Raw genomic sequence first — 15,242 nt, 5'->3', positions numbered from 1 at the left:
GCTCTTCATATGGCGACCAAGGTTGCGATCAACGGTTTCGGACGTATCGGGCGGCTCGTGGCGCGGGCTATCCTGGAGCGCGACGACCATGATCTCGAACTCGTCTCGATCAACGATCTCGCCGACACCAAGTCCAACGCCCTGCTGTTCGCGTTCGACAGCACGCATGGCCGTTTCCCCGGCAAGGTCGAGACCGACGGCAACGACCTGGTCGTCAACGGCAAGCGCATCCACGTCACCGCCGAGCGCGACCCGGGCAAGCTGCCGCACAAGGCGAACGGCGTCGACATCGTGCTCGAATGCACCGGCTTCTTCCAGTCCGACGAGGCAAGCCGTCCGCATCTCGACGCGGGCGCCAAGCGCGTCCTGATCTCCGCCCCGGCGACGGGCGTGTCCAAGACCATCGTGTTCGGCGTCAATCAGGACACGCTGACCGCGGACGACGTGATCGTCTCCAACGCGAGCTGCACTACCAACTGCCTCGCACCGGTCGCCAAGGTGCTGCACGAGACGGTGGGCATCGAGCGCGGCTTCATGACCACGATCCACAGCTACACCAACGACCAGCGCATGCTCGACCAGATCCACAAGGACCTGCGCCGCGCCCGCGCCGGCGCGCAGAACATGATCCCGACCACCACCGGCGCCGCGCGCGCGGTCGGGCTGGTCCTGCCCGAGCTCAAGGGCAAGCTCGACGGTTCCTCGGTCCGCGTGCCGACGCCCAACGTCAGCCTGATCGATCTCGCCTTCACGCCCGGCCGCGACACGAGCGCGGAGGAACTCAACGCGGCGCTCAAGGCTGCGTCGGAAGGCGCGATGAAGGGCGTGCTCGACTACACTGACCAGCCGCTCGTCTCGAGCGACTTCAACCACTATCCGGCAAGCTCGACCGTCGACAGTCTCGAGACCGCGGTGCTCGAAGGCAAGCTCGCGCGCGTGGTGAGCTGGTACGACAACGAGTGGGGCTTCTCCAACCGCATGATCGACACGGCCGGCGTGATGGCGGGGCTGCTTTGAGGGCTTGCCCCCTCCCGCTTGCGGGAGGGGCGCGAGACTTGCGGGCGCGAAGCGACCGCTAGTCGCAGCGGGGTGGGCCCTTTGCGGGCCCATGCCCACCCCGATCCCTCGCTGACGGGGGGCGAAGGAGATGCAAATGGCCAAGTTCAAGACCCTCGACGATCTCGGTGACGTGGCCGGAAAGGTCGCGCTCGTCCGAGTCGACCTCAACCTGCCGATGAAGGATGGCTCCGCCACCGACGTCACCCGCGTCGAGGCGAGCATGCCGACGATCCTCGAACTGGCCGATGCAGGCGCCAAAGTGCTGCTGCTCGCGCACTTCGGCCGGCCCAAGGGTCAGCGTCATTCGACCCTGAGCACGAGCTACGTCCAGGGCGACGTGTCGCGCGTTCTCGGGCGCGAGATCATGTTCATCTCCGAGGTGGCGGGCCCGGTGGTCGAGCAGTCGATCTCGATCCTGCGCAACGGCGACATCGGCCTGCTCGACAACGTCCGCTTCTGGCCGGGCGAGGAAGCGAACGATCCCGAGTTCGCGAAGGGCATCGCCGCCAACGCCGACTTCTACGTCAACGACGCTTTCTCCGCCGCACATCGCGCCCATGCCAGCACCGAGGGCCTAGCGCATCTGCTGCCCGCCTACGCCGGTCGCGCGATGGAGAAGGAACTGACCGCGCTCGACAAGGCGCTCGGCAATCCCGAGCAGCCGGTCGCGGCGGTGGTCGGCGGGGCCAAGGTCTCGACCAAGCTGGCGGTGCTCGAAAACCTCGTCGGGCGGGTGCAGCACCTGATCATCGGCGGCGGCATGGCCAACACCTTCCTCGCCGCGCGCGGGGTCGATGTCGGCAAGTCGCTGTGCGAGCACGAGCTGACCGCGACGGCCAACGCGATCATGGACAAGGCCGATCACGCGGGCTGCACGGTGCATCTGCCCTATGACGTCGTGGTGGCGAAGGAATTCGCCGCGAATCCGCCGTCTCTGCGTACCTGCAACGTGCACGAAGTCGCCGCCGACGAAATGATCCTCGACATCGGTCCGCAGGCGACCGAGGCACTCGCCGACGTGCTCAAGACCTGCCGCACCCTGGTCTGGAACGGCCCTCTCGGCGCGTTCGAGACCGAGCCGTTCGACACCGCCACCGTCGCGCTCGCCCGCACTGCCGCCGCGCTGACGCAGGACGGTTCGCTCGTCTCGGTCGCGGGAGGCGGCGATACGGTGGCGGCGCTCAATCATGCGGGTGTGGCGAAGGAATTCACTTACGTTTCAACCGCCGGTGGTGCCTTCCTCGAATGGATGGAGGGTAAGGAGCTTCCTGGCGTGGCGGCTTTGACGTGTTGAGATGGTTGGTCGCGCTCGCGCTGGCGGTCATGCCTCTGCCGGCCTCGGCTCAGGACGACTATGCCGAGTTCGGCGCGTTCCTCGAACAGGTCCGCAAGGATAGCGCAACACCCTCGCTCAGCGCGGTTATCGTCAAGGACGGCCGGATCGCCTGGGAAGGCTATTTCGGGACATACGACGACGAGGGGGATCTGCCGACAACGGCCGACACCACTTATTCGATCGCCTCGGTAACGAAGCCCATCGCGGCCACCGCGATTCTGGCCGAAGGACTTGCCGGCGATCTCGCTCTGGACACTCCCATGAGCGCGGACCCGGGTTGGGCCGACACCTGCGAATGGCTGTCGGGATCGCCGATCCCGTTCGGCGGTGGGGGCATCGACCGTCTCGGAAATCCCATAGCGCCGATGGATTGCGCCCGGCCGACGACGCTCGCCGAGATGCTCGACATGCGCGCCAACGGCGACGCGTTCGTCTACAACCCGATCGCCTTCGCCCGGATCGACCGTGCGATTTCGGGCGCCGGCGGCCGGACCCTGCGAGCGATCGTGCGCGACCGCGTGGCTGAGCCGTCAGGTATGCGCAACGTTGCGCTGGGGTGGCACGATCCCGAAGGCGGCGATGCATTGCGCTTTCTCGCGCCCCCGTTCCACGTGATCCACGGACGCCCGGTCAAGCAGGCGATATCCGACGACGATTTTCGGGCCGCGGCCGGGATCAAAGCCTCCCCGCGGGCGCTCGCCGCGTTCGATATCGCTTACGATGCCGGGGTGCTGATCCCACCCGCTTTGCGGAAGCGCCTGCTGGAAGACGTGGAGATCGGCCCACTCGGCGACTACCGGCAGGGCTGGTGGCTCGAGGACTGGAACGGCCAGCGCCTGATGTGGCACTCGGGTTGGGACGAGAAGCGATATTCGGCGCTCTATCTCAAAGTCCCGGGCAAGCGCCTGACATTGATCGTTCTCGCCAATACCGAGGCGCTGTGGTGGGGCAATTCGCTGGTCAAGACCGAGGTTTCCGAAAGTCCGGTCGCCCGGCAATTCCTCGAACGCTACGCGGAGTAGACTGGATGACCGTCTGGAGAAGAATGGCATGAGCGAGGCGTCGGCGGTTGGCGAGGGAAGCGGGCTCGCCCTGATTACCGAGGGCGAGTGGGCCGGCTGGTCCAGATGGATCGGCGACCCGTTCGAAGATCGCGCGGGCCCGTTCTACGACAAGGAGTTGGAGGACGGCTCGTTCGTCTCCGCCTTCCGCGCGGAAGAGCGGCACATGAACGGCGCCGGCTTCATGCACGGCGGATGTCTGATGACCTTCGCCGATTCGGCGATCTTCACGATCGCGCGCAAGGCGATGGACGGTAGTCACGGCGTCACGCTCCACCTCACCGGCGACTTCCTCGATCCAGCCCGCGTGGGCCAGTTGATCGAGGCACGCGGAGAGGTCGTGCGCGCGGGCGGCAAGACCGTGTTCGTGCAGGGCATCGTCACCGCCGACGGCCAGCCCGTGCTGCGCTTCGACGGGATCATCCGCAAGGTTTCCGGCACGCGCACCTGAACCCGGTTGCGGGCGCGGCGGGTGCTGGCTAAGGGCTCGCGCGCATACGAATGCATAAGCCAAGGGGTAGATGATGAATCAGCAGGAAATGACCGATCGCATCGCAACGGGCCGGGGCTTCATCGCCGCGCTCGACCAGTCGGGAGGTTCGACCCCGAAGGCGCTGCGCGGTTACGGCATCGAGGAAGGCGCCTGGAACGGCGACGACGAGATGTTCGCGCTGATTCACCAGATGCGCAGCCGCATCATCGAGAGCCCCTGCTTCGGTAACGGCAAGGTCCTCGGCGCGATCCTGTTCGAGAAGACCATGGACGGCACGAGCGGCGGCAAGCCCGTGCCCGAACGCCTGAAGGAACGCGGCATCGTCCCGTTCCTCAAGGTCGACAAGGGGCTGGAGGACGAGGCGAACGGCGTTCAGCTGATGAAGCCGATGCCCGATCTCGAGAACCTGCTCGCCCGCGCCCGGGACAAGGGCGTGTTCGGGACCAAGATGCGCTCGGTCATCAACGCAAATAACACTGCCGGGATCAAGGCGATCGTCCATCAGCAGTTTGCCGAAGGCGCGCGCATCCTGGCGATGGGCCTGATGCCGATCCTGGAGCCGGAATACGACATCAAGTCACCCGACCGCGCCGAGGGCGAGAAGGTCCTGCTCGAGGCGATCATGGAAGGGCTCGACGCGCTTCCCGAAGGCCAGCAGGTCATGCTCAAGCTGTCGATCCCGGCCGAGGCGGACCTCTATCGCCCCGCGATCGAGCATCCCGCCGTGCTGCGCGTGGTCGCGCTCTCGGGCGGCTACAGCACCGACGAAGCCTGCGCCGAGCTGTCGAAGAACCCCGGCATGATTGCGAGCTTCAGCCGCGGCCTGCTCCAGGACCTGCGCGCGGGCCAGAGCGACGAGGAATTCGACGCCACGCTCGGGGCGGCGATCAACCGTATCCACGCGGCCAGCGTGGCCTGACATCCTCCCCATTTGTGCTGCGAAAAAATGGAGAGGACCTGATTACCGCGCCTCGTACACGAACCGGTACTCCTCCGGCCGGGTCTCGCGATCGGCCTTCTTCTCGGGAATGCCCGAAACCAGTGCGATCACGCGGTCGTGGGTGCCGTAGGTTTCGCCCAGCGTGATATCGGTCGTGTCGCGCCAGCCGGTGCCGTCGATCTGCGTCTTCACGATCAGCCGTCCGGCCCAGACGCAGCGCGCGTTGTCGGGGCAGCGGCTGTCCTCCACCACGCCCTTGGGCGTCACCACCAGATCGCCGACCTGAACCGGCTGCCCGATCGGCACCGCGTAGCCCGCGGGCTTCGGCGTCCGCTCCACGTTCGGCGCGTCGGGAACCACCATGCAGGCGGCGAGCGAGAGCGAGGCGAGGCCGGCAGAGGCGAAGGCGAGGGCGCGGTTCATGAGCGCAATAAACGCGCACGGCCGCTTTCCGGGTCCTGAACGCGTGACGAATCCCCTCGGCCGCACTACCTACCGCGCGATGACCGATACGCCCCACAGCACGCAGCTCTACCTCATCTCGCCGCTCGACGTCGGCGGCGGCTTTCCCGACCGTCTGGCGCGCGCGCTCGATGCGGACGAGGTGGCGGCGTTCCAGTTCCGCGTGAAGGACGTGGACCAGCATGACGCGGCCCGGCTCGCCGCGCCGCTGCAAGAGATTTGCGCCGCGCACGACTGCGCCTTCATCGTCAACGATTCGATCGCGCTGGCGAAGCGCCTGGGGGCCGACGGCGTGCACCTCGGGCAATCCGACGGTTCGCCGAAGGAAGCGCGCGAGGCACTCGGGCGGGAGGCGCAGATCGGCGTCACCTGCCACGCCTCCAGGCATCTGGCGCTCGAAGCGGGCGAGGCCGGGGCGGACTACGTCGCCTTCGGCAGCTTCTTCCCGAGCGAGACCAAGGCGAGCGAGCACCGGCCCGATCTCGAGCTGCTCGCCTGGTGGCAGGCGGTAGTCGAGATTCCCTGCGTGGCGATCGGCGGCATCACGCCCGAGAATTGCGGTCCGCTGGTGGCGGCCGGTGCCGACTTCCTCGCGGTGAGCCATGCCATTTGGGGCGGCGATGAGGGCGAAGCCGTGCGTGCATTCCACCGCGCGATCGCCGCTGCGGCGCCGAAGGACTAGGCGCCTTTTTCCCCGCTTTCCGGGTATTTGCGCGGCAGGCGCGGAAATATCCCCGGCATCGCGCGTTCTTCGGGGCGAGGGGGCGGCCGCGCCCCGCCAACCGGGAGAACTCCATGCGCCTTGCACTTGCCGCCGCTTCCCTGATCGCCCTGTCCGCCTGCGGATTGAACGGCACCGACGGCGACGGGGCCGACAGCGAAGCGACTGCGGCTCCCGCCGCGCCGGCGGACGATAACCTCGCCGATTCGATGGCCTCGCACGATCCCGCACAGGGAGAGCGCACGGTGCCCGAGATTCCCGACAGCGAGGAACGGCCGATGATGCAGGCGCAGGTCGTGCTCGATCGGCAGGGCTTCGGTCCCGGCGTGGTCGACGGCGCCATGGGCATGAGCACCCGGAACGCGCTGCGGGGCTTCCAGGAGGCGAACGGACTGGAGGCGACCGGCGAGCTGGACGAACCGACGCGCCAGGCTCTCGCGCAGTGGGACAATATCGCCGCGACGCGCGTGGTGCGTATCCCCGAGGCCTGGGGGAAGCTCACCTTCACGCCGATCCCCGAAGATCCGGCCGAACAGGCGGAGATGGAGCGGCTCGGTTACGCGTCGCTGGCGGAGAAGCTGGCCGAGCGTTTTCATACCACCGTGGAGGTGCTCGCGGCGCTCAACCCCGGCGGAAAGCCAGCGGGTGCGGCGGGAGCCGCCGGGACGCCGGCAACGTCCGAGCCGACTGCAACGCCGGCTGCGCGCGGCAAGTCCGACGCGCAGGTGTCTTTCAGGGCAGGGCAGCTCATCCGCGTCCCCAACGTCGGGGCGGACCGGATCGCGCCGGGGACGATCGAGAATCCCGACTGGCAGCGCACACTGCAGATGCTCGGCGTCGGCAGCGAGCAGCCGGAGGTGGCGCGGATCGTCGTCAGCAAATCCAAGGGCACGCTGCGTGCCTATGACGGCGAGGACAAGCTCGTGGCGCTGTTCACCGTCACCTCGGGCTCGGAGCACGACCCGCTGCCCCTTGGCGAGTGGGGGGTGAAGGGCGTCGCCTTCAATCCGCCCTTCGCCTACGATCCCTCGCTGTTCTGGGACGTGCCCGACCACGAGGAGGAACAGCAGATTCCGCCGGGGCCGAACAACCCCGTGGGGGTCGTGTGGATCGATCTCACCAAGGAGCATTACGGCATCCACGGCACGCCGGAGCCGCAGACGATCGGCCGCACCCAGAGCCACGGCTGCGTGCGGCTGACCAACTGGGATGCGGCCCGGCTCGCGGAAATGGTGACGGGGAGCACGAAAGTGCTATTCGAGGCCTGATGGCGCTGAACTTTGTCGACAGGATGCTCACGGTGGTCATCACGGCCACGCTCACCTCGGCGGTGTGGATCGTCGCGGGTGGCAGCCTGATCGAGCTGGCCGACGGCGAGCATCAGCGCGACGCCACCCATCCGGCCGACGCGGCGCCGAGTCCGACTCCCTCGCCGAACGAAGACGGCGCCGTGCGGCGGGCGGATGCCGTCGGTGCCGCTGCCGCCCGTGCGCCCGATGCGATCGAGCTGCGCGAGCTGATCGTCCCGGTGCTTAACGTGCGGGCGCAGGATCTCTCCGATACCTTCACCGACGAGCGCGCCGACGCGCAGCGCCTGCATGAGGCGATCGACATCATGGCGCCCCGCGGCACGACGGTGATCGCGGCGGCGCCGGGGCGGATCGAGAAGCTGTTCCGCTCAAAGGCCGGCGGCAACACGATCTATGTCCGCTCGAACGACGGGCAGACGATCTACTACTACGCCCATCTCGACAAATACGCCGAAGGGTTGCGGGAAGGGCAGCGCATCCGGCGCGGGCAGCGGCTGGGTTCGGTCGGCAGCACCGGCAACGCCTCGGAGGACGCGCCGCACCTCCATTTCGCGATCCTGCGCACCACCGCCGATGCCGACTGGTGGGAGCCGGCGAACGCGGTCAATCCCTATCCGCTGCTGACGGCCAAGGCGCCCTAGCGCGACGGTCCGCGGACGCAGCGCACCCGGCGGGGCACGCCCTTGCTGTCGGTCCGCTGCAGCGTCGTGGTGCCCGTGCGGATGAACCGCTCGCCCTTGAGCGGGCCTCGGGTGAAGACCAGTCGATCGTCGGTCAGCAGATAAGTGCCCGATCCGGTCGCCGTCTCGTAGGTGGAGGCAGTGTCGATGGTGAACGCGCCGCCGGGAATCAGATTCCACGGCGCGCCCATCGCATCGCCCGGGGTCGAGCAGACGTAGGTCCCGTGCGGCAGCGTTCCGAGCTTGCCGCCCGGCGCGGCCTGCGCGGTGAGAGCGAGCGAGGCGAGGCCCGCCGCGGTGAGAAAGGCGATCGTGCGTCCCATCATGACGCGCCCGCTCCTAACAGCGCCGCCCGCCATACGCCAGCGACCTTGCCCGCGCCCCGCGGCTCCGCTAAGGCGCGGCGCGCGATTGCGGGCGGGATTTCTTCTCGCCCTTCCAACGAAGGCTCCTTGAACCATGAAAATCAGCGGCGTGGACATCCGTCCCGGCAACATCCTCGAATACGAAGGCGGCATCTGGAAGGTCGCCAAGATCCAGCACACCCAGCCCGGCAAGGGCGGGGCCTACATGCAGGTCGAGATGAAGAACCTGCAGGACGGCCGCAAGACCAACGTGCGCTTCCGCAGCGCCGACACGGTCGAGCGGGTGCGGCTCGACACCAAGGATTTCCAGTACCTCTACGAGGATGGCGAGATGCTGGTGTTCATGGACCAGGACACGTACGAGCAGATCCACCTGCCCGCCGACCTGCTGGGCGACGCCAAGGCGTTCCTGCAGGACGGGATGCAGGTCACGCTTGAGCTGTGGGACGAGAAGCCGATCTCGGTCGCGCTGCCCGAGCAGGTCGAGGCGACGATCGTCGAGGCCGACGCGGTGGTGAAGGGGCAGACCGCCTCCTCCAGCTACAAGCCCGCGGTGCTCGACAATGGCGTGCGCGTGATGGTGCCGCCGCACATCGAGAGCGGCACGCGCATCGTGGTCGACGTGTACGAGCGGACTTACGTGGGCAAGGCCGGGTAAGATGAGCGGAGGCGGCGACCCGAAGCTGGACGGGATCGACCTTCCCGCCAGCTATGTCCTGGGCGTGATCTACGACGACGAGTCGCTCACGCTGGAGATGGATTTCCGCCTTCTCGAATCGCATCCCCGATACCAGCCGCCCGGCGACGGGTCGGACGGCTGCTACGGCAAGGGCTTCATCCGCTTCGCCGATCTCGACGACCTGCGCCTGCGCAAGGCCAAGCCGGAAGAGGGGCGCGAAGTGAACTACAGCGACATCTACTCGGCCACGATCGACGGCGACTACGCCAATATCTCGAGCGGCTGGGGCGAAATCGAACTGACCGCGCGATCGATCCGCATCGCGCTCGACTGACGAGTACGGACACACAATGGCTCTTCCAGGACTGATCCGCGTGATGGAACGCGCCGCGCGCAAGGCGGGCGGCCGTCTGCGGCGCGACTTCGGCGAGATCGAACACCTGCAGGTGAGCCGCAAGGGGCCCTCGGACTTCGTCTCCAAGGCCGACCGGATCGCCGAACGCACGATCTACGACGAACTGCTCCACGCGCGCCCCGACTGGGGCTTCGTGATGGAGGAAGCCGGCACGATCGAGGGCGACCCCACCAAGCCACGCTGGGTCGTCGATCCGCTCGACGGCACCAGCAACTTCCTCCACGGCATTCCGCACTTCGCGGTCTCGATCGCGGCGCAAGAACCGAAGCTCGACGGCTCGGGCTGGGGCGAAGTGACCGCGGGCGTGGTGTACCAGCCGATCACCGACGAGACCTACTGGGCCGAGAAATCGCGCGGCGCCTGGCTGCACGACGGGCGGCTGCGTGTCTCCTCTCGCTCGCGCCTGTCCGATGCCCTGATCGGCACCGGCATCCCCTACGGCGGCCACGGCGATTTCGCCGAGTGGGGCCGGATCTTCGCCGCGATCGGCCCGCAGGTCGCCGGCATCCGCCGCTACGGCGCGGCCTCGCTCGATCTCGCATGGCTCGCCGCGGGCCGCTTCGACGGGTTCTGGGAAAGCGATCTCGCCGACTGGGACACCGCCGCGGGGTGCCTGCTCGTGCGCGAAGCCGGCGGCTTCGTCAGCGACTACCGCGGCCGTTCGCAGCCGATCCACGCGAAGCAGGTCCTCGCCGCCAACGACAGCCTCCATTCCAGGCTGCACAAGCTGCTGGCAGGCGCGCTGAAGGTCTAAGTGCGTTCTTGCCGGGGGGATACGGCTCCGCTATCCGCGCCCTCCCGCATCAGTGCCCCTGTGGCGGAATTGGTAGACGCGTTCGACTCAAAATCGAATTTCTACGGAAGTGCCGGTTCGAGTCCGGCCAGGGGCACCACAGCCTGCAAGGCGGCCAACCTCCGGCCTCCCGCACACTTCGGATGATAAAGGCCGCCGCCGCAACGGAACTACCGCTGCGAGCTACCGTTGTGCCGACACGGAACGGATTGGATCCGTGCATCGGAGTGAGGAAAATGAAGAAGCTTCTGACAATGCTGGCTTTAGGCGGCTCAGTGATGTTCCTGTCGGCCTGCAACACCGTTGAAGGGGCTGGTGAAGACGTAGAATCCGTCGGAGATTGCGCCGATGGAGTGGAAGGAAACTGCTAGCAGCAGCACGCCCAGAGAACTTCTGATGAGACGTCCAGAGGACTTCCGATGAGGCGGGCGCCGCCTCCATTTTGATCCTCTGGCGTCTCCTCAGTCCAACGTCTGCCGTCGCGTCGCTTGCAGACAAACTTGCGAAGGTGATTTCGGCGCCATGCGCGCTTGGGCCTCTGTGCGGGCCTGCGATACCCTGCCGTAAGCCCGCTGATCGCTCCAGCGCGGTGCCTGCGTTCGCCTCCTGAACATCCAGAATTTCCCGCAACTGCAACGGCCTATTGGAAGGGCTTCCCTTTCCGTCAGGCGGAATTGGCTTGATCTTGGCGGGCGGCTCTGGGAATTGCCCGGTAGATGTTCCCCGGCGTCCCTTCTTTCCACGCGATCGCCGCCATGGCGGTTACGGTCGCGATGTTCGTCGCTTTTGCCCGCGGGCGGATGTCGACCGAGATCATCTCGCTGCTCACCATCGCGGTGATCGCGGTCGGGCTGTACTTCTTCCCGCTTGAGGGCACCGGGCCCACCGACGGCCTCCAGCTCGCCTTCTCCGGCTTCGGGCACTATGCGCTGATCACGATCTGCGCGCTGATGATCATGGGCCGCGGCCTGGTGACGACCGGCGCGCTGGAACCTGCCGCGCGGTTCCTCGAGCGGGTGTTCAAGATCAATCTCCAGCTCGGCTTGCTGATTTCGCTGCTGATCGCCTTCGCGCTGTCGATGGCCGTGAACGACACACCGGTGCTGGTCCTGCTGCTGCCGATCTTCGTCAGCCTCGCGGCGCGGGGCGCCATGCCTGCCTCGAAGACCCTGATCCCGCTCAACGCAGCGGTGCTGATCGGCGGCATGGCAACCACGATCGGCACCTCGACCAACATCCTCGTCGTGTCGATCGCGCGCGATCTGGGCATGCCGCAGATGGGCGTGTTCCACTACACGCCGATCGTGCTCGTCGCGGCGCTGGTGGCCTTGCCCTACCTGTGGCTGGTCATGCCGCGTCTCCTCGGCGACAACCGGACGGAGGACAACCACGCGGCGCGGCGGTTCCACACCCGGCTGCGCGTGGGCGACGAGAGCGCGCTGAACGGTCAGGTTCTCGCGTCGATCCTGCCGAAATTGCCCGCGGATCTCGAATTCCACGACGCGCCGCAGGGCCCGATCCAGCCGCAGCAGCGGCTCAGCGTCTCCGGCACCCACGAGGCGCTGGAAGAAGCCATGCGCACGCTCAAGGGCGAGGTGGCGCCGGACTGGGTGCTCGACCGCATCCGCCGCAGTTCATCGGCCAGCGGCGAAGACATCGCGGTCGTCGAGATGACAGTGACGGCGGACTCGCGCCTGATCAACCGCACCCTGCCCACCTCCGGCATCGCCGACCTCTACGGCGTGGCCGTGCTGGGCATCCATCGCCCGCAGCGGCTGGTGGGCGAGCGGGACCGCTATAACGAAGGCGGCGACTTGCGCATCGCGGAAGGCGATGTGCTGCTGGTCATGGGTATTCCCAAGGATCTCACCAACTTCGCGCGCGCCGACAGCCTGCTGACGCTGGAGGGCATGCGCGAGCTTCCCCGCCGGTCGAAGGCGGTGCTCGCCGGCGGCATCATGGTCGGTTCGGTCGGGCTCGCTTCGATCGGGCTGCTGCCGATCGCGATTTCGGCGCTGGCGGGCGCGATCCTGATGTTCGTGACCGGGTGCGTGAAGTTCGACCGCGTCGGCCGCGCGCTTTCGGCACAGGTCATCGTGCTCGTGGCCGCGAGCATCGCGATCGGGCGGATCATTCTCGAAAGCGGTGCCGCTGCATGGCTCGGCGAAGCCATGGCGTCGGGGCTGCAGTTCCTCCCGCCGGCGGTGGTTCTCGCGGCGATCATGCTGTTCGTCACCCTGCTGACGAACTTTGCCTCGAATGCCACGGCGGCAACGGTGGGGACGCCGATCGCGTTCAACATCGCGCATCAGCTCGGCCTGCCGCCGGAGCCGCTGATCCTGGCCGTGCTGTTCGGGTGCAACCTCTGCTACGCGACGCCGATCGCCTACCAGACGAACATGCTGATCATGTCGGAAGGCGGATACGAGTTCAAAGACTACATCCGCACCGGCGTGCCGCTGGTGCTGCTGATGGTAACGACGCTCTCGATTCTGCTGGTGACCACCTACGGCATGTAGGGCCACGACGCCGCTGCCGAGGCGCGTGGCACGGTCTTTCCTACACGTCCTCGATCTGCAATGATCCTTTCCGATGACACGTGCGAGGGCGAGAGGGGCGGCCGAGGGCCTGGAGCTGACGGCAAATCCCAAGGTGACAGTCGAAAGTCACACTCGCGTGACCGCGGGTTCGGAAGGTCACGACAACCAGGGGATTATTCAATGATTGCAGTAGGTTCGCCGAACGCATTTGCCCGTCGAGTGTCAGCCTTGGCGGCTTCGGCCCTGGCTCTGGCGCTCGCTGCTCCGGCCCATGCCGACGAGTTGCGCGATGCGGTGGCGGCCGACATGCCCGCCCTGATGGAACTCTACCGCGATCTCCATGCCCATCCGGAGCTGAGCTTCGAGGAAGTCGAGACTGCGAAGAAGCTCGCCGCCCGCATGCGCGATCTCGGCTTCACGGTGACCGAGAACGTCGGCAAGACCGGCGTCGTCGCGGTGATGGAGAACGGCGCGGGGCCGACGGTCATGCTGCGGGCCGACATGGACGGGCTGCCGGTGGTCGAGCAGACCGGGCTGCCGTTCGCCTCGAAGGAAGTGGCCGTTCCTGCCTCCGGCGTGGAGACCGGCGTCATGCACGCCTGCGGGCACGACACGCACATGACCGCCTGGATCGGCGCGGCGCAGCAGCTCGCCGAGCGCAAGGACGAATGGTCCGGCACGCTGGTGATGATCCTGCAGCCGGCCGAGGAGATCGGCGAGGGCGCGCTGGCGATGATCGAGGACGGGCTCTACACGCGCTTTCCGAAGCCCGATTACGTGGTTGCCTTCCACGACGCTGCGCAGTTTCCCGCGGGGACGATCGGCTATTCGCCCGGCTACGCGCTGGCCAACGTCGACAGCGTCGACATCACGGTTCCCGGGGTCGGCGGGCACGGCGCCTATCCGCACACGACGAAGGATCCGATCGTACTCGCGAGCGCGATCGTGACGAAGCTGCAGACGCTGGTCAGCCGCGAGAGCAGCCCGCTCGACCCGACCGTGGTGACAGTCGGCAGCTTCCATGCGGGGGCCAAGCACAACATCATCTCCGACGAAGCGAAGCTGCAGCTGACCGTCCGCTCCTACAGCGACGAGACGCGCAAGATGCTGCTCGACGGCATTGCCCGCATCGCGCGGGGCGAGGCGATCGCGGCGGGCATGCCGGAGGACAAGATGCCGACGGTCACGGTCGCCGATCCCTATACGCCCTCGACCTTCAACTCGCCGGACTTCACCGAGGAAGTCATGGCCGGCTTCCGTACCCGCTTCGGCGAGGATCGCGTGGTCGAGGTGCCTTCGGTCATGGGCGGGGAGGACTTCAGCCAGTACCTGCGCGCCGATCCCGATGGGCTCAAGTCGCTGATCTTCTGGGTCGGCGGCGTGCCGCAGGCGCAGTTCGATGCCGCGAAGAACGGGGAGGGCACGCTGCCCTCGCTGCACAGCCCGTTCTGGGCGCCCGACGCGGAGAAGGTGATCGCGACCGCCGCCGAAGCGCTGACCGCGGCGACGCTCGACCTGCTGCCCGCTGCCGGTCAGTAGTCGAGCGAGCTCCCGCCGCCGCGCGCGAGCGAGCCTTCGAGCAGCGAGCGCGCCTGGCGGGAGCGGAGCTGGCGGAACTCGCGCAGCAGCGCTTCCTGTTCCGAGGGATCGAGCCGCTCGAACTCCTCCTTGGTGACGCCGAGCGCTGCATAGTCGATGCCGGTGCCGACCCGAGTGGTGCTGTTGTGCGGGAGATAGCCGCTTTCGCCCTGGGTGCTGGCGCCGGCGGTATCCATCGGCGCGCCGAACGTGCTCGCGGTGCCGCCGTAGTCGAAGGACGCCGCGTGGCCGCCGCGCAGGGCGGAGCTGGTGATCAATTCGGGCGTGCCGAACTTCTCCGCCTCCGCGCGCTTCAGCTCCGCCTGCCGGTCGCGCCGGGCCAGTTCGTCCGCCACCGCCTCGCGATTTTCGCCGTCCGCGAGGATCGCGAGCGCACTCGTCAGGCACACGGTGACGACGGCGAAGTGCCGGTACATCTTGGCGTTCAACACCGCCGGGTTCACACGCCGTGCCATCGGCCTCGAGGGCTGTCAGAAAATGGTTAAGATCCGGCAACGAGCCGCTTGAAACCATGACGGCCGCCGAGGTCCGAGGAACCCCGACGGCCGTACTCTCCTCCCCAGGAGATCGTTCGTCTGCTCAGTTATATGTTCCGAGCCGGTGATGCAGGGCGTTGATCCGGGCGAGCTCGTCGCGGTCTTCGGTCGTGCGAGCATGGCTGGCCAGCGCGGCGCGCAGCAGCTTGAAGTCCGCGGTCGAGAACAGCGCGCGGGCGCGGGACGGTTCTCGTGGCAGCGTTTCGTTGCTCATGATGCCTTCTCCTTCGGGCGGTGTCCGCGGCGGCTCGGG

General features: G+C 67.3%; 18 protein-coding genes and 1 tRNA gene. 15 read left to right on the top strand and 4 right to left on the bottom strand.

Annotated elements, in window-relative coordinates; genetic code table 11:
• The first annotated feature begins 9 nt into the window (after nt 1-9).
• From gap to D2V04_RS05960, 5 genes are all read left to right on the top strand, one after another.
• Nucleotides 10-1,017 carry a type I glyceraldehyde-3-phosphate dehydrogenase gene (gene gap, locus D2V04_RS05980; protein ID WP_119512354.1) on the top strand — a complete coding sequence of 336 codons (1,008 nt, stop codon included), beginning with the start codon at nt 10-12 and terminating at the stop codon, nt 1,015-1,017.
• Nucleotides 1,018-1,153: 136 nt separating this feature from the next.
• On the top strand, nt 1,154-2,353 hold the full coding sequence (locus tag D2V04_RS05975) for a phosphoglycerate kinase (protein ID WP_119512353.1): 1,200 nt from the start codon (nt 1,154-1,156) through the stop codon (nt 2,351-2,353).
• Nucleotides 2,350-3,417 (top strand): serine hydrolase domain-containing protein, encoded by a 1,068-nt coding sequence (locus D2V04_RS05970; protein ID WP_147391777.1) that lies wholly within the window; start codon nt 2,350-2,352, stop codon nt 3,415-3,417. The genes D2V04_RS05975 and D2V04_RS05970 overlap by 4 nt, the downstream gene beginning before the upstream one ends.
• Before the next feature lie 28 nt (nt 3,418-3,445).
• On the top strand, nt 3,446-3,907 hold the full coding sequence (locus D2V04_RS05965) for a PaaI family thioesterase (protein WP_119512351.1): 462 nt from the start codon (nt 3,446-3,448) through the stop codon (nt 3,905-3,907).
• A 73-nt stretch (nt 3,908-3,980) separates the two neighbouring features.
• Complete coding sequence (locus D2V04_RS05960) at nt 3,981-4,868, top strand: fructose bisphosphate aldolase (RefSeq protein ID WP_119512617.1); 888 nt, start codon at nt 3,981-3,983, stop codon at nt 4,866-4,868.
• Nucleotides 4,869-4,910: 42 nt separating this feature from the next.
• Here the strand turns inward: D2V04_RS05960 and D2V04_RS05955 are convergent, their stop codons facing one another.
• Nucleotides 4,911-5,312, bottom strand: a complete 402-nt coding sequence (locus D2V04_RS05955) for a hypothetical protein (protein ID WP_119512350.1) — start codon at nt 5,310-5,312, stop codon at nt 4,911-4,913.
• Nucleotides 5,313-5,391: 79 nt separating this feature from the next.
• On the opposite strand from D2V04_RS05955, the gene thiE reads away from it, so the two are divergent.
• The 3 genes from thiE (at nt 5,392) to D2V04_RS05940 (ending at nt 8,023) form a co-directional block, all read left to right on the top strand.
• Nucleotides 5,392-6,033 carry a thiamine phosphate synthase gene (thiE, locus tag D2V04_RS05950; RefSeq protein WP_119512616.1) on the top strand — a complete coding sequence of 214 codons (642 nt, stop codon included), beginning with the start codon at nt 5,392-5,394 and terminating at the stop codon, nt 6,031-6,033.
• Nucleotides 6,034-6,146: 113 nt separating this feature from the next.
• A complete protein-coding gene (locus D2V04_RS05945) occupies nt 6,147-7,340 on the top strand; it encodes a L,D-transpeptidase family protein (protein ID WP_119512349.1) in 1,194 nt (397 codons plus the stop codon).
• Nucleotides 7,340-8,023, top strand: a complete 684-nt coding sequence (locus tag D2V04_RS05940; protein WP_407672057.1) for a M23 family metallopeptidase — start codon at nt 7,340-7,342, stop codon at nt 8,021-8,023. The genes D2V04_RS05945 and D2V04_RS05940 overlap by 1 nt, the downstream gene beginning before the upstream one ends.
• Here the strand turns inward: D2V04_RS05940 and D2V04_RS05935 are convergent.
• Complete coding sequence (locus D2V04_RS05935; protein WP_119512348.1) at nt 8,020-8,388, bottom strand: elongation factor P; 369 nt, start codon at nt 8,386-8,388, stop codon at nt 8,020-8,022. The genes D2V04_RS05940 and D2V04_RS05935 overlap by 4 nt on opposite strands.
• A gap of 133 nt (nt 8,389-8,521) precedes the next feature.
• Between D2V04_RS05935 and efp the strand changes: the two genes are divergently transcribed.
• The 7 genes from efp (at nt 8,522) to D2V04_RS05900 (ending at nt 14,393) form a co-directional block, all read left to right on the top strand.
• Complete coding sequence (gene efp / locus D2V04_RS05930) at nt 8,522-9,085, top strand: elongation factor P (RefSeq protein ID WP_119512347.1); 564 nt, start codon at nt 8,522-8,524, stop codon at nt 9,083-9,085.
• Between the two features lies 1 nt (nt 9,086).
• Complete coding sequence (locus D2V04_RS05925) at nt 9,087-9,440, top strand: hypothetical protein (RefSeq protein ID WP_119512346.1); 354 nt, start codon at nt 9,087-9,089, stop codon at nt 9,438-9,440.
• Nucleotides 9,441-9,456: 16 nt separating this feature from the next.
• Entirely contained in the window at nt 9,457-10,275 is an 819-nt protein-coding gene (locus D2V04_RS05920; RefSeq protein ID WP_119512345.1) for an inositol monophosphatase family protein, read from the top strand.
• A gap of 54 nt (nt 10,276-10,329) precedes the next feature.
• A tRNA-Leu gene (locus D2V04_RS05915) sits at nt 10,330-10,414 on the top strand.
• A 136-nt stretch (nt 10,415-10,550) separates the two neighbouring features.
• Nucleotides 10,551-10,685, top strand: a complete 135-nt coding sequence (locus tag D2V04_RS05910) for an entericidin A/B family lipoprotein (RefSeq protein ID WP_119512344.1) — start codon at nt 10,551-10,553, stop codon at nt 10,683-10,685.
• 345 nt (nt 10,686-11,030) lie between these two features.
• On the top strand, nt 11,031-12,833 hold the full coding sequence (locus tag D2V04_RS05905) for an SLC13 family permease (RefSeq protein WP_228766280.1): 1,803 nt from the start codon (nt 11,031-11,033) through the stop codon (nt 12,831-12,833).
• A 201-nt stretch (nt 12,834-13,034) separates the two neighbouring features.
• Entirely contained in the window at nt 13,035-14,393 is a 1,359-nt protein-coding gene (locus D2V04_RS05900; RefSeq protein ID WP_119512343.1) for an amidohydrolase, read from the top strand.
• Here the strand turns inward: D2V04_RS05900 and D2V04_RS05895 are convergent.
• Nucleotides 14,387-14,881: a hypothetical protein gene (locus D2V04_RS05895; protein WP_147391776.1), complete on the bottom strand. Its 495-nt coding sequence runs from the start codon at nt 14,879-14,881 to the stop codon at nt 14,387-14,389. The two genes, D2V04_RS05900 and D2V04_RS05895, sit on opposite strands and share 7 nt — an antisense overlap.
• 151 nt (nt 14,882-15,032) lie before the next feature.
• Nucleotides 15,033-15,203 carry a hypothetical protein gene (locus tag D2V04_RS17885; protein ID WP_182849676.1) on the bottom strand — a complete coding sequence of 57 codons (171 nt, stop codon included), beginning with the start codon at nt 15,201-15,203 and terminating at the stop codon, nt 15,033-15,035.
• Between the last annotated feature and the right edge of the window lie 39 nt (nt 15,204-15,242).

Origin of the sequence: Pelagerythrobacter aerophilus, from assembly GCF_003581645.1 — a bacterium.
Taxonomy (GTDB): Bacteria; Pseudomonadota; Alphaproteobacteria; order Sphingomonadales; family Sphingomonadaceae; genus Pelagerythrobacter; species Pelagerythrobacter aerophilus.
The sequence above is the reverse complement of the archived record's forward strand: the minus strand, read 5'-3'. Positions and strand labels throughout refer to the sequence as shown.